Annotated in this window: 24 protein-coding genes; 2 read left to right on the plus strand and 22 right to left on the minus strand. The window is 50.1% G+C overall.

The window, feature by feature from the left end; all coding sequences use genetic code 11:
* Positions 1–49: 49 nt before the first annotated feature.
* The 6 genes from rbfA to rimP form a co-directional block, all read right to left on the minus strand.
* Positions 50–409: a 30S ribosome-binding factor RbfA gene (rbfA, locus tag EKM94_RS01095; protein WP_125596195.1), complete on the minus strand. Its 360-nt coding sequence runs from the start codon at positions 407–409 to the stop codon at positions 50–52.
* Between the two features lie 166 nt (positions 410–575).
* Positions 576–3506: a translation initiation factor IF-2 gene (gene infB, locus EKM94_RS01100; protein WP_125596198.1), complete on the minus strand. Its 2931-nt coding sequence runs from the start codon at positions 3504–3506 to the stop codon at positions 576–578.
* A gap of 16 nt (positions 3507–3522) precedes the next feature.
* Entirely contained in the window at positions 3523–3837 is a 315-nt protein-coding gene (locus EKM94_RS01105; RefSeq protein WP_125596200.1) for a YlxQ-related RNA-binding protein, read from the minus strand.
* The gene (rnpM, locus tag EKM94_RS01110; protein ID WP_125596203.1) at positions 3834–4133 is read right to left on the minus strand and encodes an RNase P modulator RnpM; all 300 of its coding nucleotides are present in this window, start codon (positions 4131–4133) and stop codon (positions 3834–3836) included. Before rnpM ends, EKM94_RS01105 begins: the two co-directional genes overlap by 4 nt.
* An 11-nt stretch (positions 4134–4144) precedes the next feature.
* Positions 4145–5275, minus strand: coding sequence for a transcription termination factor NusA (nusA, locus tag EKM94_RS01115; protein ID WP_125596206.1), 1131 nt, complete (start codon positions 5273–5275; stop codon positions 4145–4147).
* A gap of 19 nt (positions 5276–5294) precedes the next feature.
* On the minus strand, positions 5295–5768 hold the full coding sequence (gene rimP / locus EKM94_RS01120) for a ribosome maturation factor RimP (protein WP_125596209.1): 474 nt from the start codon (positions 5766–5768) through the stop codon (positions 5295–5297).
* Between the two features lie 240 nt (positions 5769–6008).
* Between rimP and EKM94_RS01125 the strand changes: the two genes are divergently transcribed.
* A complete protein-coding gene (locus EKM94_RS01125) occupies positions 6009–6251 on the plus strand; it encodes a hypothetical protein (RefSeq protein WP_125596212.1) in 243 nt (80 codons plus the stop codon).
* Between the two features lie 122 nt (positions 6252–6373).
* Positions 6374–6799, plus strand: coding sequence for a hypothetical protein (locus tag EKM94_RS01130; RefSeq protein WP_125596215.1), 426 nt, complete (start codon positions 6374–6376; stop codon positions 6797–6799).
* Between the two features lie 349 nt (positions 6800–7148).
* On the opposite strand, the gene EKM94_RS01135 is transcribed toward EKM94_RS01130, so the two are convergent.
* The 16 genes from EKM94_RS01135 to EKM94_RS01205 form a co-directional block, all read right to left on the minus strand.
* Positions 7149–11480, minus strand: coding sequence for a PolC-type DNA polymerase III (locus EKM94_RS01135; protein WP_225422119.1), 4332 nt, complete (start codon positions 11478–11480; stop codon positions 7149–7151).
* A 160-nt stretch (positions 11481–11640) separates the two neighbouring features.
* Positions 11641–13359: a proline--tRNA ligase gene (locus EKM94_RS01140; protein ID WP_125596218.1), complete on the minus strand. Its 1719-nt coding sequence runs from the start codon at positions 13357–13359 to the stop codon at positions 11641–11643.
* A 25-nt stretch (positions 13360–13384) separates the two neighbouring features.
* The gene (rseP, locus tag EKM94_RS01145) at positions 13385–14662 is read right to left on the minus strand and encodes an RIP metalloprotease RseP (RefSeq protein ID WP_125596221.1); all 1278 of its coding nucleotides are present in this window, start codon (positions 14660–14662) and stop codon (positions 13385–13387) included.
* Between the two features lie 93 nt (positions 14663–14755).
* Positions 14756–15553 carry a phosphatidate cytidylyltransferase gene (locus EKM94_RS12580; protein WP_125596225.1) on the minus strand — a complete coding sequence of 266 codons (798 nt, stop codon included), beginning with the start codon at positions 15551–15553 and terminating at the stop codon, positions 14756–14758.
* A 36-nt stretch (positions 15554–15589) separates the two neighbouring features.
* The gene (locus EKM94_RS12585) at positions 15590–16270 is read right to left on the minus strand and encodes an isoprenyl transferase (protein ID WP_125596394.1); all 681 of its coding nucleotides are present in this window, start codon (positions 16268–16270) and stop codon (positions 15590–15592) included.
* Positions 16271–16344: 74 nt separating this feature from the next.
* Entirely contained in the window at positions 16345–16902 is a 558-nt protein-coding gene (frr, locus tag EKM94_RS01160) for a ribosome recycling factor (protein WP_125596228.1), read from the minus strand.
* On the minus strand, positions 16902–17630 hold the full coding sequence (gene pyrH / locus EKM94_RS01165; protein ID WP_125596231.1) for a UMP kinase: 729 nt from the start codon (positions 17628–17630) through the stop codon (positions 16902–16904). The genes frr and pyrH overlap by 1 nt, the downstream gene beginning before the upstream one ends.
* A 192-nt stretch (positions 17631–17822) precedes the next feature.
* On the minus strand, positions 17823–18014 hold the full coding sequence (locus EKM94_RS01170) for a hypothetical protein (RefSeq protein ID WP_125596234.1): 192 nt from the start codon (positions 18012–18014) through the stop codon (positions 17823–17825).
* A gap of 146 nt (positions 18015–18160) precedes the next feature.
* Complete coding sequence (locus EKM94_RS01175) at positions 18161–18415, minus strand: hypothetical protein (protein ID WP_125596236.1); 255 nt, start codon at positions 18413–18415, stop codon at positions 18161–18163.
* Between the two features lie 116 nt (positions 18416–18531).
* Positions 18532–19761 (minus strand): sensor histidine kinase, encoded by a 1230-nt coding sequence (locus tag EKM94_RS01180; RefSeq protein WP_125596239.1) that lies wholly within the window; start codon positions 19759–19761, stop codon positions 18532–18534.
* Positions 19761–20426, minus strand: coding sequence for a response regulator transcription factor (locus tag EKM94_RS01185; protein ID WP_125596242.1), 666 nt, complete (start codon positions 20424–20426; stop codon positions 19761–19763). Before EKM94_RS01185 ends, EKM94_RS01180 begins: the two co-directional genes overlap by 1 nt.
* Positions 20427–20750: 324 nt before the next feature.
* A complete protein-coding gene (locus EKM94_RS01190) occupies positions 20751–20954 on the minus strand; it encodes a hypothetical protein (protein ID WP_125596245.1) in 204 nt (67 codons plus the stop codon).
* 210 nt (positions 20955–21164) lie between these two features.
* Complete coding sequence (locus EKM94_RS12710; protein WP_263853206.1) at positions 21165–21290, minus strand: hypothetical protein; 126 nt, start codon at positions 21288–21290, stop codon at positions 21165–21167.
* 176 nt (positions 21291–21466) lie between these two features.
* Positions 21467–21733 carry a hypothetical protein gene (locus tag EKM94_RS01195; RefSeq protein ID WP_125596248.1) on the minus strand — a complete coding sequence of 89 codons (267 nt, stop codon included), beginning with the start codon at positions 21731–21733 and terminating at the stop codon, positions 21467–21469.
* Between the two features lie 145 nt (positions 21734–21878).
* Entirely contained in the window at positions 21879–24410 is a 2532-nt protein-coding gene (locus tag EKM94_RS01200) for an ABC transporter permease (RefSeq protein ID WP_125596251.1), read from the minus strand.
* Positions 24407–25081, minus strand: a complete 675-nt coding sequence (locus EKM94_RS01205) for an ABC transporter ATP-binding protein (RefSeq protein ID WP_125596254.1) — start codon at positions 25079–25081, stop codon at positions 24407–24409. The genes EKM94_RS01200 and EKM94_RS01205 overlap by 4 nt, the downstream gene beginning before the upstream one ends.
* Positions 25082–25157: the final 76 nt, after the last annotated feature.

The following is a 25157-nucleotide window of genomic DNA, read 5'->3' on the forward strand; positions in this document are numbered from 1 at the left end:
GTTCAAAAAAAACCCACTTCTGCTTAGAAGTGGGTTGGCGTTTCAGGTTTTAATCCTGATCTTTTTTCTCGGCGTCCAGTTGTCGGATCAATTGATCGATCCGTTCGCCGTAACGAACAGATTCATCTTGAACGAAAGTCAAATCCGGAGTTTTGTATAAAGACAAACGTCCGCCTAGTTCTTTACGAACTAAACCAGTTGCCTTATCCAAACCGGCTTGAGCCTTCTCAACATCACTGGCTTTGTTAGAGAGAATACTATAAAAGATTTTTGCGTGTTGCAGGTCGCCGGTCAGTTCAACGCCGGTGATGGTCACCCCATCGACCCGCGGATCACGGACACGTTTCAACAAGATGTCATTGACTTCTCGTTGGATCTCCTGTTCAACACGACCAATACGATGTTTCATCCATGGTCTCCTTTTTTGAAACGTGCTCGCCGACCTAGCTTCTTCCGCTTAGCTACGCAATGCTTCTGGAAGCAAAGTTCGGCTTCCAAAATCCTTGCTAGGCTAATGTTCAGAAGCTACCCAGGTCAGCTCGCACTCTTGAGTTGTTTGCGGTCGGTTATTTAAATTATTTTGCGGGAACTTCTTTCATGACGTAAGCTTCGATCTGATCATCGACTTTAAGATCGTTGTAATTCTCGATCATCACGCCACATTCGAAGCCTTGACGGACTTCTTTAACGTCATCTTTGAAACGCTTCAATGACGCCAACTTGCCTTCATAGATCACGATGCCATTGCGGATCAAGCGCACGCCTGAATTCCGTTGGATCAGGCCGTTATTCACGATACAACCAGCGATCGTGCCTAACTTGGTGACCTTGTAGGTTTCGCGGATCGTCAAATCACCAGTAACTTGTTCCTCATAAACAGGTTCCAGCATCCCCTTCATCGCCGCTTCGATTTCATCGATCGCCCGATAAATGACGTTGTGTAGACGAATTTCCACGTCTTCACTTTCAGCTTGAGACTTGGCTTGCGGTGTTGGCCGCACGTTGAAGCCAATAATGATTGCGTTACTTGCGGACGCTAGGGTAACGTCACTTTCATTGATCGCGCCAACGGCTTGATGAATGATATTGACCCGAACACCTTCAACATCGATTTTCTGCAAACTACCAGCTAACGCTTCGGCCGAACCTTGAACGTCGGCCTTGATGATCACGTTGACTTCCTTGAGTTCGCCCTCCTTCATCGTTTCAAAGAGGTTATCCAAGGTCACGCGATGCGCCTTGTTCCGTTCTGCCAATTGCGCGCGTTTAGCCCGTTCTTCACCGGCTGACCGCGCTGTCTTCTCGTCTTCGAAGACGGCGAAGTGATCAGCTGCGTCAGGAACGTCATTCAGCCCAGTGATTTCCACTGGTTCTGATGGCAAGGCCGTCTTGACCCGCCGACCGTGGTCATTGGTCATGACCCGGACCCGACCAAAGGTGTTACCAACGACGATTGGATCGCCGACATTCATGGTCCCTTGTTGGATCAATAATGAAGCGACTGGGCCTTTACCCTTGTCCAAACGTGCTTCCAGAACAGTGCCGACTGCCCGTTGTTTAGGATTGGCCTTCAATTCCAAAATATCGGCTTCCAGCAAGATCATTTCCAACAGCTCGTCGATATTGGTGCCGTTTTTCGCGGAGATCTCTACGAAAATCGTGTCGCCGCCCCATGATTCAGGAATCAATTCATATTCCGTCAATTGTTCCATCACGTGGTTCGGATTCGCGCCTGGCTTATCGATCTTGTTGACCGCCACGATGATCGGATCGTGCGCTGCCTTGGCATGATTGATTGCTTCGATCGTTTGCGGCATGACACCATCGTCAGCCGCCACGACCAAAACAACGATATCCGTCACATCAGCGCCCCGCGCCCGCATATTCGTGAAGGCCGCGTGTCCTGGCGTATCCAAGAACGTGATCAAACGGTCATTCAGCTTAACTTGGTAAGCCCCAATATGCTGGGTGATCCCGCCAGCTTCGCCAGCAGTCACGTGGGTGTGCCGCAGACGATCCAGCAAGGTTGTTTTACCATGGTCAACGTGACCCATGATGGTGACCACTGGTGGCCGCGGTGCTTGATAATCAGTATTTGCAACTTCTTCTTTGACGATCTTCTCAATATCAGAAAGATCTTCTTCGACCTTCTTCTGCGCCTCGATGCCATAATCCGTCGCCAATAACTCGATCGTATCACCATCAAGAGATTGGTTCTGGTTGGTCATCACGCCCAGCATAAAGAGCTTCTTAACGATTTCCGCTGGTTCCCGGTGCAAAAGCTTACCCAAATCTTGGGCGTTCATGCCATCGGTATAAACCAGCACTTCTGGCAATGGCCGATCTTTCCGTTGCGGCATCACTTTAGCAACTTGATGACGTTGTTGTGCCCGTTGCTTTCGTTTATTCCGCTTCCGTGGATTTGGCTTGTAGCCTTCCCGATCGTTAGCGTTGAAGCCACCTTCACGTCTTGGCGCCGCGTTATGGGTGAACACCTTCTCAGGACGCTTCTTAGCTGTGCTTTGCGCTGATTCTTTCACTTCTGTGGTTGGCGTTGGCTTGGTTGCCGCAACCTTCTTCTCAGCGGCCGCTTCAGCGCGCGCTTGGGCTTGCTGTTTAACTTGAGCTTCCTGCGCCTGCTTAGCTTTGGCCTTTTGATCGCGCCGTTGCTTTTCAGCACGGCGTTGTTCGTCGGCCCGTTCCTGCTGGATCGAAGCTTGTGTTTGCGCCGCTTGCTCCTTGTACTGTTGCAAGTGCCGCAGCCCAGCATTCGCCGCTGGCCGTGGACTGCTAGCGTTACCGCGATTTTGATTATTGCGGTTCTGGCCCTGACCGTTATTGCGACGTTGATTATTGCTTCCCGCCGCGTTCCGCTCGGATTGAGCCGGACGATTGTTGTTAAAACGGTTGTTGCCGCCGTTATTACTGCCATTATTGTTATTACGATTGCGATTGTTGTTAGAATTGCTCGTGCCGTTATTGCGGTTATTCATGCGATCCCCATTTGTGCCATTCTGGCGTTGATTTCGTTGACCATTCTGGCCGCGGTTCGCTGGCCGCTGCTCAGCGTTTTGCCCGTGATTCGTGTTAGTGGAGCGATTGCGGCGGATCGCGGTGATCTTGATCTTGGTTTTACCATCGTTCTTAGCTTGACCCTTAGCCTCATTGGCGGTCGTGCTTGGCTTGGCTTCAGACGTCGCTGGTTTGCCGGCCGGTTTTGGCGCGCTCGCTTGCGGTTTATCCGGGGTTGGCTGTGCCGGCTTAAGCGCTGGCGCGTCGGAACCCGCTGCCGTGATCCGTGCTTTAGCCAACGCTTTAGCAGACGCTGCCGCTGGGCTAACTGACTTTTGGTGACCTAACTTTTGGCTCAATTGTTGGGCTTGCTGGTCATCCAAAGTTGACATATGGTTTTTGAGATCGAGGCCGATGGTTTTGGCTTCACTGATCACATCTTTGCTGGCGACATTTAATTCCTTCGCTAATTCGTAAACTCGTTTCTTCCCCATATTTCACACTCCTTAATTACTGCATCAAGCTCACCATTCCTTTGGCGAAGCCGGCGTCTTTAACACCGATCACTTTACGTGACGCGCCGATCGCATGTGTGAGTTGCGTTGCAGAGAAAACTTCGATCATGGGAATCTGATAGAAATTTGCTTTATTCTTGATTCGTTTCATTGTATTTGGTCCCAAATCACTGGCGACAAAAATCAGTTGAAGCTGGCCATGACGCGCCGCTTCTACCACTAATGCTTCACCCATGACTAACTGCTGTGCCCGCCGCGCTAAACCTAACAAGTTCAAGGTCTTCGTTTGCTGTTCACTTTGTGCACTCATTCTTGGGCTCCGAATAATTCTTGACGGGCTTTTTGATGATCCACATAGGCAAACAAATCATCATAGAAAGCCGGTGGGATCGGCTGGCCAAAAACTTTATCCAAGGTTTTCTTAGCCTTCGCCTGCTGAACAGCGGCGGGGTCCAAGGAAACATACGCTCCCCGGCCCGGCTTCTTGCCAGTTGGGTCAAGACTGATTTCGCCTTCACTACTGCGAACGATCCGCACTAAACTTTTCTTAGGTTGCATCTCATTCGTTAAAACATCTTTCCGCATTGGGATCTTTCTTTTCTTCATAACTTCACCAATTATGCTTCTGAGTCCGCTTGATCAGAGTCAGTGGCCGGTTCGGTCGACGCTGGCGCATCAGTTGGCGCGTCCACATCATCACCATCATCGTCAACGAATTCAACTTCGGATTCTGGTTTGATATCGATCTTATACCCGGTCAACTTCGCCGCTAAACGGGCGTTTTGCCCCCGCTTACCAATCGCCAAGGAGAGTTGATAATCAGGAACGATCACCATACATTCCCGCTTGGCTTCATCGAATTGAACCGCGATCACTTCAGCTGGATTAAGGGCATTGGCAATGTAATCGGAAGGATCTTCTTCCCATTTAACAATGTCCATGTTTTCGCCGTGAAGTTCGTTGACGATCGTTTGCACCCGCTGACCTTTAGGACCGACACAAGTGCCGACCGGGTCCACATTAGGGTTGGTCGAACGAACCGCAACTTTCGAGCGGTCGCCTGCTTCTCGGGCGATCGAAACGATTTCCACCGTGCCATCATAAACTTCAGGAATTTCCTGCTCGAATAACCGCTTGACCAATTCTGGGTTCGTCCGCGAAACGAAAACTTGCGGCCCCTTGGTCGTATTCTCAACCTTGCTGACAAAAACTTTGATCCGATCGTGAACTTGATAATCCTCATTCGGAATCTGATCTTGTTTGCCCATCACGGCTTCGATATCACCAAGATCCACGTAAATGAACTTATTGTCCCGCCGCAAAACCGTTCCTTGAATGATTTCATGCTCATATTGAGTATATTCATTATAAATCTGGGAACGCTCCGCTTCACGCAACCGTTGCATAATGACCTGCTTGGCTGTTTGCGCTGAGATCCGCCCGAAATTCTTCGGCGTGACTTCGCGCTTGATCTCATCCCCGACTTCATAAGCCCGGTTGATCTTCAACGCGTCGTCCAAACTGATTTCCAGACGATCATCCGCGACTTCTTCAACAACTTTTTTCACGGCATAAACATGGATATTACCACTGTTGTTATCAAAATCAACTTCTACATTTTGCGCTTGGCCATAATTCCGCTTGTAAGCAGAAACCAAGGCCGCCTGAATCGCTTCAATAACGACTTCTTTTTTGATGCCCTTTTCTTTTTCCAGTGCGTCTAAAGCACCTAACATCTCATCGTTCATGATGTCTTCCCTTCTCCGTCTAAAATTCGATTGCCAAACGTGCTTGCGCAATGTTTTCCCGTGAAATGACCACAGACTTTTGCCGGCCACGGTCCTTGTACTCAAGCGTTAATTCCGTGTCACTTAGCTCACGCAAATAACCTTCGTAAACTTTGGCCTTGTTGATAGCTTGATACAAAGAAACATGAATATATTGATCAACGGCGTTCTGATAATCACGCTCATTCTTCAATGGCCGCTCCGCACCAGGCGAAGACACCTCTAAGAAATAAGCTTGGGGAATCGGATCAGGATCCATTCCATCTAATTTTTCACTGACTAACTCACTGACGAGCGCGCATTCTTCAATATCAATACCACCAGGTTTGTCAATATAAAGCCGGAGATACCAGCTTTTACCTTCCTTTTGGTATTCTAGATCGACTAATTGAAAATGGTTAGCGTTGAGGATCGGCATAACGAGCGTGCGAACGGTTTCGATGACTGAACTCAAAACTTAACCTCCTTTCGGAAATCGGTCAATAAAAAGAGTGAGCATTTCTGCTCACTCGAACCAATTCATGACAATAGTATAACACAGAACGCTTGCAACAACAAGCATTCTGTTGGGTAGATTCACCTGATGGTTAATAGCTTCATGTGAATGACTCAAGGATTTGTTGCGCTGGGTGTTGTTTGAAATCATTGGAGTGCTTGAATCTTATCTTAAACTTACACTTGATTGCAGGTGTGGGTGGGTGTTGCGCGTGAGCGCAACCGGCTGGGACTGCTGTTGCGGACTGGAACGTGGTGGGCGTCGTTTGAAGCCAATCCGCAAAGTGCGCGGCTTGTCTTCAAATCGAGCCTTGTCCTAAGCGGCAAAGCCGCCAAGGACAATTTCACCACTGAGCCGCGCAGTCCCAGCCGGTTGCTGAACAGAATTGAGCCTATCTGTAATCGTGGCGAAGGATTTGACGAAGTGATTTGGCAAGATTGAGGTCAAACAATTGCCCATTTTGAGGTGGTACGGCAATACCAACTGAATTAGATTAAGCGGTCGAGACATTTTGTGTGGACTGAACATTTCTACTTGTCTCCTTAACAATCCACGGATGGAAGTTGACCGATTCAGTTGATTCACCGAGAACTAGGTTTGTTCATCAAGTAGACAGCGCTGGTGTCACCAATTTAAAGCTGGTAACCACCAATCACGGTCGTCAACTGCGTGGTGCTCTATCAATTAGCCATAGCTCGCTGGTCGGTGGGAGTGCTCAAACGGCTGTTAAAACGTTGAGCGGCTGGAGCGGAGAAATTCGGGGTGAGATCGCCGTGAAATTGTCCTTGGCGGCTTTGCCGCTTAGGACAAGGCTCAGCTTTGAGATTCGCGGGTTTTGCGAAGCTCAAAGTGACGCCCACAGCGAGCTCACCCCGAATTTCGCAGCGCAAGCCGTGGACATCATTGAAACGTGCTCCATACACCTGACTTCTGCGCTTAACCACGCTGAGTTTCTTGAGGCTAGGACCAGCCTCCAAAATCCTAGCTAGGTTAATGTTCAAAGTCAACCCGTTGTGTTCCGCACTCTGGCGTTGGTGGTTCGTTTGTTCGTCTGGCGGAAGGTCGGGCTGGGGGTGAGTCAGCCGCGATATTATTGTTGGCGATTTATCGCCTACAATAAGGCCGAGCTTGAAGATTTTCGGTGCACTTCCGAAAAGCTTCAAGTCGTGCCCGCAGCGTTCCACCACCCCCAGCCCGACCTGGAGCCCCACCACACTCGCCATCCACCCACCACACTCGCCATCCACCAACGCCACGCGCAGCGCAAGCTACTTTTGTCCGCGTTTCACCCGCCCAACTTGGCGCTCAGGCGCAGCGTAGGCCGCGCGTTACCGAAAATCAGAACAGCGAGAGTTGGTTCTCATCAGGCAAGTCATTCAAGACACCATTGGCGCTCAGGTAATCGATCAATGTTTTGGAAACTTTTCCCCGAGTCGCTAAATCTTCTTTCGATAGGAAGGGACGTTCGGCGCGAGCGGCAACGATCTGCTTCGCGACGTTGCCCCCGAGACCAGGAATCGCCTTGAAGGGCGCCAAAATCGTCCGCTCATCAATGATCAGGAAGTTTTCCGAATCGGATTTTTCAATATCAACCATTTTGATCTCGTAGCCGCGCTCCAAACATTCATTGGCCAGTTCCAGCACCGTTAAAAGATTGGCCTGTTTAACGGCGCGACTCTTGCCCTTCTCGTTGATCTCATCATTCAGCTCTTTCATGCGAGCTTTAACGGCTTCTTTGCCGTGGCTCATGGCGACCAAATCATAATCATCGGCGCGCACCGAGAAATACGTCGCGTAATAAATGATCGGGAAGTAAACCTTGAAGTAGGCAATGCGCAGGGCCATCAAAATATACGCCGTAGCGTGGGCCTTCGGGAACATATATTTGATCTTCAGGCAGGAATCAATATACCAGGCTGGCACGTGCTCGTTTTCCCGCAACGTTTCTTGCCATTCCTCCTTCATCCCTTTCCCCTTCCGGACACTTTCCATGATCTGGAAGCTTAACTGCGAGTCAACGCCCCAGTGGATCAAGTCCATCATGATGTTGTCCCGACAGCCGATAACATCCTTCAAAGTAACCACACCTTGATTGATCAATTCCTCGGCGTTGCCCAACCAAACGTCGGTCCCGTGGGACAAACCAGAAATTTGCAGCAATTCCGCAAACGTGCTGGGATGGGTTTCTTCCAACATTCCCCGGACAAAGGCGGTCCCAAATTCAGGAACGCCAAGTGTGCCCGTTTTGGAATTGATTTGTTCTGGAGTCACACCCAGCGCCTGGGTCCCTGAGAAAAGCGATAGAACCCCAGGATCATCGGTAGGAATCGTGACCGGATCGATTCCGGACAAATCCTGCAACATCCGGATCATCGTGGGGTCATCATGGCCCAGAATATCTAATTTCAAAATATTATCGTGGATCGAGTGGAAATCAAAGTGCGTCGTCCGCCAAGCGGCATCGGTTTTGTCCGCTGGGAATTGGATCGGAGTGAAATCATAAATGTCCATGTAATTGGGCACAACAATGATCCCGGCCGGATGTTGCCCAGTCGTTCGCTTAACGCCGGTCGCACCAGCCGCCAAGCGATCTAGCTCCGCGCCGCGTAAATGCAAATCATTGACTTCTTCGTAGTGCTTCACGTACCCATAGGCGGTTCGATCGGCGACCGTCCCGATCGTCCCCGCGCGGAAAACATATTTCTCCCCGAACAGGACCTTGGTATAGTTGTGGGCAATCGGCTGATAATCACCTGAAAAGTTCAAATCAATATCGGGAACCTTGTCGCCACGGAAGCCGAGGAAGGTTTCAAAGGGAATATCATGACCATCCTTGATCAGCGGCGCGCCACAGTTGGGACAATCTTTATCCGGCAAGTCAAAACCGGAACCGTATTCCCCTTTGGTAAAGAATTCGCTGTACTTGCACTTGGCACAACGGTAATGGGGTGGTAACGGGTTGACCTCGGTGATCCCGGTCATGGTCGCCACTAAACTGGATCCCACCGAACCCCGTGAACCAACCAAATAGCCATCTTTGTTACTTTTGAAGACTAATTTCTGCGAAATCAAGTAAATAACCGAGAAGCCGTTGCCGATGATCGACTTCAACTCTTTCTTGACCCGAGCATCAACGATTTCCGGCAGCGGATCCCCGTACAGTTGATGGGCCTTTGTCATCGCTAAGTTGCGAATTTCATCTTCCGCGCCAGGCATTTTCGGCGTGTACAGCTTGTCTTTGACCGGGGTGATCCCGTCATCAACGAGATCCGCCACTTTGTTAGTATTGGTAATGACGATTTCTTTGGCCTTTTCCGGTCCGAGAAAGTCAAACGCCGCCAACATTTCCGCCGTGGACAGGAAATGCACATCCGGTAAAAGCTGCCGACTCAGCGGGTTACTTTTATCGGCTCGAATCAGGATCTCACGATAAATCGCGTCGCGAGGATCGAGATAATGAACATCGCCGGTGGCAACGACTAATTTACCCAAATCATCGCCTAATTTGACAATGTTCTTCAGAATATCCTCTAAGGCAGCGTCATCATTGATCAGTTCCCGCTGAATCAGTGGCTGATAAACGGCTTTAGGCATGACTTCCAAATAATCGTAGTACATCGCCTTTTGCCGCGCTTCTTCGTAACCTTTTTGCATCATGCTGGTGAAAACTTCGCCGGCATCGCAGGCCGAGCCCACCATGATTCCCTCACGATATCGGTTCAGCAGGGAGCGCGGCACGCGGGCGACCCGATAAAAGTAATTGACCATGGCGCCGGAAATGATCTTGAACAAGTTCTTCAATCCCGCCTGAGTTTGCGCGATCAAAACAGCGTGATGCGGCCGCGCCATACGCCAACCGGTCCCGTCGCCAATGTGCTCATTCAGCTGATTGAGATTGGTGGTGGCGAAGCGCTGATTCATTTCTTTCAGCAACGCGAAATACAACAACCCGGTGGCTTCAGCGTCAGAATCAGCCCGGTGATGGTGTTCCAGCACGATGTTATAACGTTTCGACAAGGTATCCAATTTGTGATTGGCGTTTTCCGGGTGGAGCGTCCGCGACATTTCCAAGGTATCCACCACCGGATTATGAATCGAGGTTCGCTTCAGTCGATGCAAAGCCGCGTTCAAAAAGCCGATATCAAAAGTGACGTTATGACCAACAACCACCGCGTCGCCAATGAAATCCATGAACTCGCCGATAACCTCGGCTTCTGAGCCACCAGCTTGGACCATTTCATCAGTGATGTTGGTCAAATTGATGGTCGTCGCCGATAACGGATGGCCTGGATCAATAAAGCGGTCATAGCGTTCCAAAACTTGGCCATTTTGCATTCGAACCGCGCCGATTTCGATGATCGTATCATAAACCGCCGATAAGCCGGTGGTTTCCACGTCAAAGATCACGTAGGTCGCATCGGCGGCGACTTCATCTCGCAAGTTGTACGCGACGGTATTGCCATCATCAACTAAATTGATTTCCACGCCGTACATCAACTTTAGACCATATTTTTGACTGGCCGCATGGGCATCGGGGAAGGATTGAGCGCCGACATGATCGGTCAATGCCAACGCCGTTTGGCCCCAAGCTTTGGCGCGTTTCGCGAAATCACCAATACTGTTGGTCGCGTCCATTTGACTCATATTCGTGTGCAAATGTAATTCGACCCGCTTTTGTTCACCGGTGTAGGCCTCTTGTGGTTCTGGATGTTGGAAGATTTCCATCTCATTGGCGTTCAGCACCAACTCATGAGTGAATTGGTCGTTCTGGACACTCCCTTGGGCCCGGACCCAAACCCCTTTCTTGAACTGTTCGAAAATGGCCAGATCATTCCCGCGTTTCCGGGAGAAACACTTGATCATGATCGAATCGGTATAGTCGGTGATTTCCAGCGTCAACAAAGAACGCCCTGAGTTAAAGGTCCGGATCTCACTGGCAAAAGCATACCCTTGGACATAAACATTGCGTTCTTCTTGTTCGATTTGATTTAAGGTGATCAGCGGTGACTTGGGTTCCACCCCGCCACCGATCACCGCTGGCACGTCGGAACTAGCAGCCGCTGGCGCTTGTTGGCGCTGCTGTTGCTGGGCGGCTTTTTGCGCGGCCTGCTGGGCAAACTCGCGATCGGCCACAGCCTGTTTCGCCTTCAATTCTTCGATTTTGGCTTGGGCCTGTGAATCGTCTAATTGAATCTGGAAGCGCAACAAAGGAAAGCCCACCTGTTGATAGGCTGTTTGGATTGGCCCTAGGGCTTGTTTTTCCATGAAGCTCTTCACGATTTCGTTGTCAACTTGCAGATACAGGCGTTGATCTTGTAATTCTGGTAATTGGTTTTGACAAACTTCGGTGATCATTGGCGAATCGATCCCGGTTTGGCCGATCACATATTGCCAGTAAGCTCCCAAGTTCGTCTGGGTCACAACTGGCGCGGTCGTCGTCACCGCTAACTCCACCTGGGCAATATCTTGAAACGCCGTTCGCAGTTGCGTTTGGAATTGTTGGAAAATCGCAAAGGGCAGAATATCGGGTAACTGCAACTTGAAGGTCCAGCGCCCCGAGATCTCATGGACCACCACTTCAGTAAGTTGCGCGCCCGCGAAGCTATCCTGCTGTTCCGCCGGCCAATTGATCTGTTCCAATAATTTGCCAATCAAATTTTCTTGCGTCAAATGATTTCTCCTTTTCTTGCTTGACTCAGTGCCACAGTCCCTAGCCTAGTTTAACGTGAGCATTGGCGCACTAAGACCCCAGTTTCACACCTGACAAAAATGAGACCAAGTGACCCAGCTGACCGCCGCCCCTTCGTCTCATTTTCAGATTACTAACAGTTTAGGAAGCCGACCGGGTCAGGAAGATCTGCAAAACATTGATCAGATCGTCCTTCTTGACTTCCACGTTCTCACCGGTTTCGCGTAATTGAACCTCGACCACACCTTCACTGGCCTTCTTGCCCACCGTGATCCGGATCGGCAAACCAATCAATTCGGATTCCGCAAACTTCACGCCAGGGCGTTCCTTGCGATCATCCGTTAAATAGGTCAAACCCGCTTGGCGCAAGATCTCTTCGATTTCGCTGGTCAAGGCCGCCTGTTCTGCGTTCTTCAAATTGATCGGAATCAAATGAATATCGAAAGGCGCCACCGCCCGCGGCCAAACAATCCCCTGTTCGTCAGAGTGTTGTTCAACGATTGCAGACAATAACCGGGAAACACCGATCCCATAGCAGCCCATGATCAAAGGTTGTTCGCGCCCGTTTTCATCTAAGAAATTGGCGTGGAACGTCTCCGTATAACGGGTGCCCAGCTTGAAGATATGCGCGATTTCGATGCCACGCGTGAAATGCAAGGTGCTGGTGCCATCCATCGCCGTGTCCCCTTCACGCACAAAGCGCAAATCCGTGACACTCTCTGGTGCTAACGGGAAGTCGCGACCGGGATTAACGTTGGTCAAATGATGGCCAGCCTCATTGGCGCCAACTACAGCGTTGATCATTTTCGTGACGGTTTCATCGGCCACGACCCGAATTTCTTCAGCGATTCCAACTGGTCCCACTGAACCGACCGGTGCTTGGAGCCACTGTTTGACCTCATCATCTGAAGCCATCTCTAAGAAATCGGCTTTCAAGAAGTTTTTCAATTTAACATCGTTGATGTCATAATCGCCCCGAATCAGAGCTAACACTGGTTGGCCGTCCGCCATGAACAAGACACTCTTGATCAATTTCTTGGCGTCGATCTGCAGGAACGCGGCTACTTCGGCAATCGTACCAGCATCAGGGGTCGCCACCTTCGTCAAGGCCAACTCCGGTTCCTGGGTCGGGATATACTTATCTACGTTGCGAGCCATTTCCAAGTTCGCCGCGTAGTCATTATTATCCGTATAAACGATGGTATCTTCACCGATTTCAGCGATGGCGGAGAATTCTCGAGAATCACTGCCACCCATGGCGCCGGCATCCCCGATAATGACCCGATAGTTCAAGCCCACCCGGTCAAAGATCGCGCGATAAGCCTTCTCCGTGGCGTGAAAAACATCATCCAACTGCTTTTCGTTTGCTGAAAATGAATAGCCGTCTTTCATAACGAATTCGCGACCGCGAAGTAAGCCGTAACGAGGCCGATCTTCATCGCGGAATTTCGTCTTGATTTGATAAAGCGTCAATGGCAATTTCTTATAAGAACGAATTTCGTTCCGAACTAGATCAGTCACCGTTTCCTCATGGGTCGGTCCTAAGACGAAATCACGTTGATGACGGTCCTTCAGCTTGAACAAATTGTCGCCATAAGTGTCATAACGTCCACTTTCATGCCACAGATCCGCGGGAATCAATTCTGGCATTGAGACCTCGACCGCGCCAGTTTCCTCGATTTCTTGGCGAATGATCGCCTCGATTTTGTGCAGGACTTTCACCGCCAAAGGTAAGTAAGTATAGACCCCAGCAGAAGTTTGGCGAATATACCCCGCCCGTAACATCAACTGATGACTACGCGCTTCTGCATCCGCAGGATTTTCCTTCAACGTCGGAATAAACATTTGTGACTGTTTCATGCCAAAACTCCTCCAAAAAACTTTTTTACTTAATGAAATAGCGGACGATATCATTCCAGGTCACAGCGACCATTAAAATCAATAAAAAGCCCGCGCCGATCAATGTGATGATGCCCTCTTTTTCCACTGGGATCGGTTTGCGGCGAATGGCCTCGATCAAGTTCAACAGGATCTTACCACCATCCAGCCCAGGAATCGGAACCAGATTGACCAAACCTAAGTTGATCGATAACATCGCCAAGAAATAAACAATATTAACTAAACCGCCACTAACAACTTGGGCAGTACTGTTGTAAATGCCCACTGGACCAGACAATTTATTCAGACTGAACCCACCGGTGAAGAACGACCCCAGCACCTGCAAGATCCGGCCCGCTAGATCCCAAGTCGCGGTAAAACCATACTTCAATTTCGCGCCCAGACTGCGATCGACCGCATTCGTGATCCCAATTTGACCATATTTGGTTTTGCTACTGCGATCCGTCACGGTTTTAGGTGTCAACGTTGTGGTTGCCGTCGCCTTGTCCCGCTGATAAGTAATCGTGGTCTGCTGACCATAGCGCTTCTGGATGGCGGTCACCAATTCGGTCCAATTCGCGGTCGCTTGACCATTGACTTGAGTGATCTGGTCGCCAGCTTTCAAGCCAGCTTGGGCGGCGACGGAATCACTGGTCACGGTGCCGATCGCATTACTGCTACTGACGACCCCACCTTGCAGGAAAGCCACGATCATGAAGCCCACGATCGCCAACAAGAAATTATTGAACGGCCCAGCGAAATTCGTCAAGATCCGCCGACCAACCGTTGCTGATTGGAATTGCACATCGCGCGGGGCAATTTGGACCTCGGTACCATCTTTTTCAATGATCAAGGCGTCATGATCCACCTGATAAGTCCGCGGTTGATCGGGATCCGCGTTCTCATTACCGCTGATGGTCAACGCGTCTACCAAATCAGCCTTGCCGATTTGCAGCGGGATCCCTGACAAGTTGCCACTTTCCTCGCTAATGTCGATCACCGTGACCACGCCGGCGTCATTGAGTTGCACGGTGCCGCTGGTGCCAGGTTCAATCGCCGAATCATCATCTTCAGCGCCTGCCATCCGCACGTAACCGCCAATCGGCAACCAACGAATGGTGAAGGTCGTATGGTTCCGGCGCCAACTGACCATTTTCGGGCCAAACCCAATGGAAAATTCCCGCACCAAAATACCCGAACGGCGCGCCACATAATAGTGACCGAATTCGTGGAAGACGACCAAAATACTGAAAATGATCAGGAAAATCAATATCGTTTTTAACACTATCTCAAACTCCCTTACATTGCGGCCAAAAACGATTGCTTCTGAACGCTGACACTAGGTAATCAACAATGGACCCATCAATCTTCAAATCGCCTAAAACATCCCGAACCAATGTAGCATGGGCAGGACAAATAATAAACTATCAAAGCGGTCTAAGATCCCACCATGACCAGGCAAGATCTTACCCGAGTCCTTGACGCCATAATACCGCTTGTAGGCTGACTCCACCAAGTCGCCCATCTGTCCAAAAATAGAAAAAATCAAGGTTAAAATCATCATTCCCCAGAAATTATGATAACCCACGGGGAAGAACTGCAAATAAATCGCCGCCACGATCAACGCGCAAACGGTCCCCGCGATACTACCTTCCCAAGTCTTGTTGGGACTGATTGCTGGCCATAATTTATGCTTGCCAATTTTGCGGCCGAAGGAATAAGCGCCAATATCGGTGGACCAGATCACCACCAGGATAAAGCAAAGCATCGCCAAGCCATCGCCATGCACACCGCGCACGGCGACCAATGAATGGAAGCCATTTCCAATGTAAACAATGGCCAAGGTGTTGATGCCAATATCATCAATATTGGTGCGATTCTTCGTCAACACAGTCACCATCAAAAGCAAGGCGATCGTGATCGCGAAAATATCGAACCGTGACAAATACTTCGGCAGATTGACAAAGGCGCCATCAGGCAACACCAAGGTGATGATCCCCAAGGCGGAAATAAAGAAATCAGGTGAGATGATGATCCGCTTACGCATAATAAACATCTCAGACAAGCCAATCAAGGCCAACGCGATCGCCGCCACGTCGATCCAAACGCCACCTAAAATGATGATTGGAATGAATATAATCAAGGCGACAACCGCCGTAATAACCCGTTGCTTCATAACAAATGAACTCCTGTCTTTTACAATCTCAATAAACTAAGCCAAACCGCCGTAACGACGCTGACGCTGTTGATAGGCGGCCACTGCCTGGGCCAAGTCTTGCTGACTGAAGTCCGGCCAATGAACGTCTACGAAATAAAACTCACTATAAGCTAACTGCCACAAGAGGAAATTCGACAACCGCAACTCACCGCTAGTCCGAATCAACAGATCCGGATCCGCGAAACGACCAAGATCGCTGGTCATCAAATGCTGACTGATCTGTTGCTCGTCGATCTGTTCCGGCGTCAAGCGGCCGGCCGCAACTTCTTGCGCCAATTCCTGCACCGCCACCGTGATTTCGGCACGACTGCCATAGTTTAACGCAAAATTCAAGATCATGCCAGTATTGGCCGCTGTCTGCGCCTTGGCGTCATAGGTGACCTGCCGTGTCTTCTCTGGCAATTGGTCGAGAAAGCCCATCACCTTGACCTGCACATTCTCCGCCATTAATTCAGGCAGAAATGTGTTGAAGAAGTCGATCGGCAACTGCATCAAATAATTGACTTCATCGGTCGGTCGCCGCCAATTTTCCGTTGAAAAAGCATAGAGGGTCAAGACCTTGACCCCCATCTGACTAGCCGCTTTGGTGATTGTTTTGACATTATCCATGCCGGCCTTATGACCGAAAGCGCGCGGACGATGATGCGCCTTGGCCCAGCGCCCATTGCCATCCATAATGATTGCCACATGTTCCGGGATCTTTTCGATATCAGACACCTGCACTCGCCTCCTGGACAAATCGCCTCCGCTTAAACTTCAGTGATCTCGTCTTCTTTCAATTTAGCGATCGCGTCAACACCCTTGACCGCCTCATCGGTAACCTTTTGCAAATCTTTCTCCAAGCCGTGAAGATCATCTTCGGAAATTTCGCTATTTTTTTCTTGTTTCCGCAGCGCCTCTAAGGCTTCACGGCGGACATTACGAATCGCGATCTTGGCGTTTTCAGCGTCTTTGCCGACCTCTTTCGCCAATTCACGCCGCCGTTCCCCTGTTAATTGTGGGATCACCAAGCGAATCACGTCGCCATCATTGGCAGGATTCAAGCCCAAATCAGAGGCCAAAATCGCCTTTTCAATGTCATTCAGAGAGGTCTTATCATAAGGCTTGATCATCAAAACGCGGGCTTCCGGCACATTGATCGCCGCCATTTGGTTCAACGGCGTCGGCGCGCCATAATAATCCACGTTGATCCGGTTCAACAAGCTAGCATTCGCCCGGCCGGCCCGGATGCTTTGCAGATCACGTTGCAATGACTCTTGGGACTTCTTCATATTTTCCTGTGCTTTGTCAATAATTGGATTCGCCATTATTTCTTACCTCCACTGATTTTCGTTCCGATCGCTTCGCCTTCAACGACCCGTTTGATGTTGCCCGGCACAGTCATGTTGAAAACAACAAAAGGAATGTCATTGTCCATTGATAAACTGCTGGCCGTGGAATCCATGACCCGCAAGCCTTTATTAATAATATCCAATTGCGTTAACTCGTCAAATTTAACGGCTTTCGGATCAACATTCGGATCCGCATTGTAGACCCCATCCACATTATTCTTCGCCATCAAAATCACATCGGCATCGATTTCCGCCGCGCGTAAAGCCGCCGCTGAATCCGTTGAGAAATAAGGATTCCCTGTGCCACCAGCAAAAATCACGATTCGACCTTTTTCCAGATTTCTGATCGCGCGCCGCCGAATATAGGGCTCAGCAACTTGGCGCATTTCAATCGCAGTTTGCACCCGCACTTCTTCGCCTAGATTCTCCAGACCATCTTGCAAAGCTAAGGCGTTCATGACCGTGGCTAACATGCCCATGGAGTCGGCCTGCGCACGATCCATGCCCATCTCCGCGCCAGTTTCACCGCGCCAAATATTTCCGCCACCAACAACGATCCCGATCTCAACACCCAAATCGTGGACTTCCTTGATTTCTTGAGCGATTTTTTTGATCACTGGTGGGTGGATGCCAAAGCCCTTTTCACCGGCTAATGCTTCTCCACTTAATTTCAAGACGATTCGTTTATATTTGATTTTTGTCATCATTTTGCCTCCGTCATCTGCTAAATAACATTCTACCATATGTTGCCAGAAGTCCGAATTCTTTTTACAAAAAAGTTAGCTTAACGTGGGTTTGGTTGTCGCTTGGCGGTGGTGGTCGTGGTGCACTTCGTAGATAAAAGTGGGTTGGCCGCGGCTTGCGCTGCGAAATTCGGGGTGAGCTCGCTGTGGGCATCACTTTGAGCTTTTCGGAAGGGCACCGAAAATCTCAAAGCTGAGCCTTATTCTAAGCGGCAAAGCCGCTAAGAATAACGACACGGCGATCTCACCCCGAATTTCTCCGCTCCAGCCGCTCAACGTTATAACAGCCGCTTGAGCACTCACACCAGCCGGCAAGCTATGGGCAATCGATGGGGATCCACGCAATTGACGGCCGTGGTTAGTGGGTACCAGCCTTAAATTGGTGATACCAGTGCAGTCTGTCTGATGAACAAAGCTAATTCTCGGTGAATCAACTGAATCGGGCGGTTGCCACCCAGGAATTGTTAAGGAAACGGGTAGAGATGTTCGGTCTACGCAAAGTGTTCCAACCTCTTGATCCAAATCCGTTGATGTTGCCGTACCACCCCAAAAGTGGTCAATTGTTTGACCACCACACTTGCAAAACCACTTCGTCTAGTCCTTCGACTTCGATTGCAGATAAGCTCAATTCTGCCTAGCAACCGGCTGGGACTGCGCGGCTCAGTGGTGAAATTGTCCTTGGCGGCTTTGCCGCTTAGGACAAGGCTCGATTTGAAGACAATTCCCGCTTTTGGAATTGGCTTCAAACGATGCCCACCACGTTCCAGTCCGCATCAGCAGTCCCAGCCGGTTGCGCTCACGCGCAACACCCACCCACACCTGCAATCAAGCAAAAGGCTCAAGCAGGACCCAGGCCAGCAAGCTAATGAAAGAAATAGCGTAAGGTAAAGACCGAACCGACACCAACAGCAGAACGAACCGCGATAACGCCGTGGTCATGCTCGACGATTGCTTTGGCCAAAGCTAGCCCGATCCCGACACTATTTTGATCAGCGGGCTGGCCATTTGCCCGCGGTGCTCGATAGAACCGTTCAAAAATATGCGGGAGATCGACCGGCGCGATTCCGTCGCCTTGATCGGTTACCGTGATCGTCGTGAATAATTTATTGCTCGTCAACGCAATCGAAATCGTCGTTGCTGGATCTGAATGTTCAATACAGTTTTTGAGAATATTACTGAGTGCTTCGCTCTGCCACTTGGGATCACACATTATTGGTTGGCCGACGCCGGTGGATTCTAGGATCACACCGCGCAAATCGGCCAAGACGCTGACGCGATCACAAGCATCCTGGACAATGTTTTGCGGCGCGGTGATCTGCGGGTGAAATTGGACGGTGGCCGCATCAAATTTGGATAATTTAAGTAAAGCGGCCACGAGGAAATTAATGCTGGTGGTCTCATGTTTGATTCGCTGGAGGAAATCGGTGCGGACCGCCGGCGCCATCTCGGGATCATCCAAAATGTTATCGACCATCACCAAAATCGAAGTTAGCGGAGTTTTGATCTGATGAGAAATATCGGAAAGCGCGTCCTTGAGCAGCCGCTTATCTCGCAGTGAATTGGCGGCGGCCTCCCGCAAAACGATGGTAGTTTTATGCAACTCATTGCGCAGGATCGACAACTCATCTTCACTGTAATCCGCCAGATTCAGCTGGTATTCTCGGCGATTGATCGCTGCCACGTCAGCCACGATTTGTTGCAGGTCCGCGTCTTTGCGGCGATTATAGCGCAAGAAAATAACTAAGACCCCACCGACCAATAAACAAATCAACCCCAGATCCAAGCCCATAAAAAGCCAACGCTGCCGGTTCAACCCACCAATCACCTGATCGACTTGGAAATCCAGACCGTAAGCCCGAAGACTCGTTGACGCGGTTGTTGGCGGTTGCGCCAAAATCGCGACTAACTCGCCTTGGGTCACTTGCGGATATTTTGTGGCCACCGTGGTGATAATCGTTGCCAAAGCCTGATTGACGCGGACGTTAACAAGATGATCTTGCCACCAAATCAAGCCAAACAGTAAAATCAAACCACCCACCGTCAGCCCAGCAACCTGGCGCAGTAGCCGTTTCAATTCCACTTTATTTTGCATCACGGTCGGTCTCCTTGAGGCGCACGGTCGATGCGATAGCCCTGACCTTTCACCGTTTTGATCAAGTCGACGCCGACTTTCTCGCGAATTCGTTTCAGATATACGGTGACCGCATTGTCACTAATATCGTTGCCAGTCCACTCCCAAACCTTGTCAATAATCGTTGTCCGCCGCACGACCTGATTTAGATTTTCCAGCAACAAGATCAAGATTTTTAGCTCGAGACTGGTTAAGCTGACCAGCTGGCCCGCCACCGTCACCGTCAACTTACTCTGATCAAAAACCAACGCGCCCACCTCGATCTGCCGATTTTCCGGACGCAAATATTTAGCGACCCGCGCCAGCAACTCCTTGGTCGAAAAGGGCTTGGTCATGTAATCCGCCGCCCCCAGATCCAACCCATGGACCACATCATCTTCATCATCACGGGCCGTTAAGAAAATTGTGGGTAATTGGGTGCCCGCCACTTCCTCTTGGTAAAAGGTAAAGCCGTCACCATCTGGTAAGGCTACATCCAAAATCAGCAATCGCGGCCGCGTCTGGGTCAAAAAAGCCCGTGCTGCCGCTAAGGTTGTGCATGTTTGTAGGTCATAGCCTTTTTGTCGAAACGAATAAGTCAAGCCCAAGGCAATGTTGGGATTGTCTTCCACTAATAACAATGTCATGCTGTATTCCTCCTCTTTCATTATAACGGACTCCAGGCGGCTTCACTAGCCTGAACTGCCCTTGGGTGTTGCGCTTCGTCAAGTGCAGATGTCAGTTGTGTGCAACGTGCTTCAATGATGTCCGCGGCTTGCGCTGCGCGTGGCGTTGGTGGTGGGCAGATGTGGTGGGGCTCCAGGTTGGGCTGGGGGTGGTGGAACGCGGCGGGCACGACTTGAAGCTTTTCGGAAATGCACCGAAAATCTTCAAGCTCGGCCTTATTGTAGGCGATAAATCGCCAACAATAATATCGCGGCTGACTCACCCCCAGCCCGACCTTCCGCCAACTAGTAAACGGACCACCAACGCCACGCTCCGCTCCAGCCGCTCAACGTTATAACAGCCGTTTGAGCACTCACGCCAATCGGCAGGCTATGGTCAATTGATGGAGAGACACGTAATTGACGACCGTGGTTAGCGGTCACCAGCTTTAAATTGGTGACACCAGTAAAGTCTGTTTGATGAACTCGAGCAGAATCTTGACGAATCAACTGAATCGGTCGGCTTCCCACCCGTTGATTGTTAAGAAAACGAGGGGAGATGTTCAGCCTAGGCAAAGTATACCCGTCTCCTAATCCGAATCGGTTGGCATTGCCGTACCACCCCAAAAGGGGCGATTGTTTGACCGCTTACTTGCAAATGCACTTCATCAAATACTCAACTTCGATTGCAGATAAGCTCAATTCTGCCTAGCAACCGGCTCAGGACGTGTGGCTCAGCAGTGAGATTATTCTTAGCGATTTATCGCTTAGAATAAGGCTCGATTTGAAGACAAGCCGCTGGGCTTGCGGATTGGCTTCAAACGATGCCCACTGCGTTCCAGCCACGACAAACGTCCTGAGGCGGTTGCGTCACCACCCAAACCCACCACACCAGCATCAGGCAAAAAATTTAGAACACCAGATCATCACCAATGGATCGTTGCGAAAACAAATAGAGATGTTCAGACAACGCAAACTGTCCCGACCTTTTAATCCGAATCAGTTGGCATTGCCGTACCACCTCAAAAGTGGGCAATTGTTTGACCTCTAGCTCGCAAAACCACTTCGTCAAATCCTTCGCCTCGATAGCAGATAGGCTCAATTCTGCCTAGCAACCGGCTGGGACTGCGCGGCTCAGTGGTGAAATTGTCCTTGGCGGCTTTGCCGCTTAGGACAAGGCTCGATTTGAAGACAAGCCGCGCACTTTGCGGATTGGCTTCAAACGATGCCCACCACGTTCCAGTCCGCATCAGCAGTCCCAGCCGGTTGCGCTCACGCGCAACACCCACCCCATCTGCAATCAAGCCAAAAATCAAGAATAGAAATCATATTTTCAAATCGGTTCAAACCATCCCCACCAACAGACAAAAAGAGCCGCACGGGGCGACTCCTTTTTGACGACAAATGGACCAACGCTATGACAACACTGAAAACCTAAACGTTCTCTTTGCGGATCGTCTCGATGATATTCTGCCGGTTGAACTTACGGAGTGAATAGCGCATGATCCAAAAGACCAGCAAGAAAACGAAGACGATGGCGAGGCCGATCGCCAGCCAAGGGAGTTGGTAATGGACCTGTTCGGCTTGACCGCGATTGAAGCCCCAGTAGATCAGAAGTGCGACCCCGATCCCACTCACGACGCCGATCACCAACGACTTCAGGGAATAGAACAAGGTTTCGAGATTAACCATATGATCAAATTCTTTCTTCGTCATCCCGACAGATTTCAAGACGGCGAATTCTCGCTGCCGCAGGGCCATATTAGCGGTGATTGTGTTGAAGATACTGGTGATCCCAATCAAGGTGATCACGATAATGAAACCATACAAGAAGATGCTGATCAATAGCCGCATCGTTTTCTCTTCGCGAATTTGGCCATCAAGATTCCAACTGCCTAATTGCAAAGTGATCTTGCGGACTTCGCGAATGGTGTCTTCTGGTTTGCTGGCGTCCATGACGATCGATTGCAGCACCAGCGGTAATTGTTGCTGGGCCACTTGTTGATCGGCGATCAAGATACTCGGCATGGTCCAATAGAAGCTGACCATATCTGGCAGTTTCCGTGTCACCCCACTAAGGCGGAATTTGGCCTGATACTTCTTATGGGGGCTACTTGAATTATCCTGATAGCTCCCGCTGATCAAATCGCCGGCTTGATAACGATAATTATGCACATTGATTTGTTTGCCATTGACGGTCTGGGTGTCATTGTCGAACAGAATCAGCCCCGAAGCCAATTGTTGCTCGGTCAAACCATTGGCCCGACCGTACTTACGAAAAGCAGTCCGATCCAACGCCAGCAACTGGAGCTCCCGATGATCCCTGGCCGTAAGACCCGGTGCCAAATGGTTTTCAACGCCAGCTAATTTCAAATTGCCATTGTCTGCTAAGGCGGTCATCACTTGAACGTGCTTGGTGTCAGGCAGCTTGGTGATGGCTTGGATCTGGGCCTGAGTTTTGGCCGATTTGAGCGCCATTCCCGCATAATTCGGCGAGAAAGACAAGTTGAAATCGAGGCTATGGAAGCGCTGATAGGAAAAGTTAAACGCCGCGGTCACAAACGCGCTCATTGCGATAAAAGTAAAAACACTGACCGCTAACGAGATCACGGTGGTGCGATATTTCTTCCGACTGCGCCGCAGATTCTTATACGCCAGGACGCCGCCGGACTTGAAGACACGCTGGATCCACTTCGGAACACGCAAATTTTTGCTGGTCAGTTTCACATCTTGCTCATTGCGGATCTGGGCGATCGGACTGACCTTGCTGGCGCGCCGGGCTGAACTTGAGGCGGAGAAATAAATCGTTGCCCAACCCAAGACCACGGCGATCAGTAACCCGATCCATGAGAATTTCAGTTGAAAACTGTTGGCGCGGCCAAACAAAAATTGACTGCCGATGTGATTGACCACAAGTCCAAGAATGTAAGACGCCAACACGCCTAGTCCCAACCCGAGCGGAATCCCGATCAGCCCCAACTGACCACTTTGCAGTAAAACGATCCGTTTGATCTGCTTTTTGGTGGCGCCAACACTGGCCAACATCCCATAGGTTTTAGTTTTCTCAGTGATCGAGATGGCGAAAGAATTGCGAATGCAGAAAATACTTGTCAACATGATCACCGCAATCACGATGGTGGCAACGGTAACCAACATTAGCATGGTCTTATCAGAAAATTGCAAAACTTCCCAGTGCAATAAGCCATCATTGAGACTGTACCGATAACGTGCTTTTTTACCCTCGCGGACTTGGTGATAATTGCTGAGACCCAGCAATTCCGGAAGATCACGACGAAAATGTTGCGGGTCTTTCAAGGCGAGATAGACCGTATAACTTTTGGCTTTCGCCGCGCTTGTCAGGCCTTGATAGCCATAATTATCAGCGTTTAAAACACCCGTGATCCGGAAATTTTGATTTTTCCCCTTGACGACCGTCGCTTGTTCGATCAGCGCGTCGCTATCCGGCAATTTTCTTTTTTTGACCGTGGGTTTGCCGATTTTTAACTGGAGCTGATCGCCGATCTTCAAACCACTGGCCAGCATAGCCGATTCGGAAATAACGATTTCTTGATCCGTTTGCGGCCAAGTTCCCGAGCTGAGATGATAGCCTGACGCGGTCGGTTTGGTCGCATTCAACGATTGCAGGGTCAGCAACGGTGATTGCTCGACGGCCGCATCCGCGTGATCGAAGGCGGCCACGCCTAAATCACTGGTTGTTTTGATTTGCTTAAAATCGCGGTTCTGGCGGATTTTTTTGAGTTGTTGCGGCGTTACTTGAGACAGTTTGATATGATAATAACCACTCATGTCAATCTCACGTTGGATCAACGTTTGCCGCAGACTGGTCAGCATCGTTGCCACCGCCATGATCAAGGCCACCGACAGGGTGATTCCAACGATCGTACCGATACTGCGCTTGCGATTGAGTTTAAAATCCCGCCGGGCGATTTTATGAAGGATCGTCATTGGACATCACCTACCAAATGCCCATCTTCGATCTCAATCACCCGATCGGCTTGGGCGGCAATCTCCAAATCATGGGTGATCATCACGATCGTTTGTTGATAATCGCGATTGGCTTGGCGCAACAAGGCTAAAATTTCCGCGCTGGCCGCAGAATCCAGATTACCAGTGGGTTCATCGGCCAACAACAACGCTGGTTCGGTGATCAACGCTCGTCCGATCGAGACCCGCTGTTGCTGACCTCCTGACAATTCGTTGGGCAAGTGATCCTGACGCTGCGTCAAACCCAAGCGCGCCAATAACCGCGCCAACTTCTCCGGATCCGCCTGACGATTATCCAGATCCAGCGGCAAGGTGATATTCTCCGTCACGTTTAAAATCGGGATTAAATTATAGAATTGATAAATCAAACCAACCTGACGCCGCCGAAAAATCGCCAATTGGTCATCATTGAAAGAATAAATGTTCTGCCCATCGAGAAAAACGGTGCCTTCCGTTGGCCGATCCACGCCACCGATCAAATGAAGCAAGGTCGACTTGCCACTGCCAGACGCGCCAACGATCGCCACAAATTCGCCCCGTGCCACCGTAAAACTGACATTGTCTAGCGCCACCACTTTCGTACTGTCTTGCCCGTAAATCTTGCTTAGATTTGCCACACGCAATAATTCCATCGTTACCGGTCCCCTTTTCTTGACTCCTTGATTATCTTTAGTTTACCAAGCCAAAGTGACAACCAAGTGACTAAAA

This window comes from Lapidilactobacillus achengensis (genome assembly GCF_003946655.1).
In the GTDB taxonomy this organism is placed as follows: domain Bacteria; phylum Bacillota; class Bacilli; order Lactobacillales; family Lactobacillaceae; genus Lapidilactobacillus; species Lapidilactobacillus achengensis.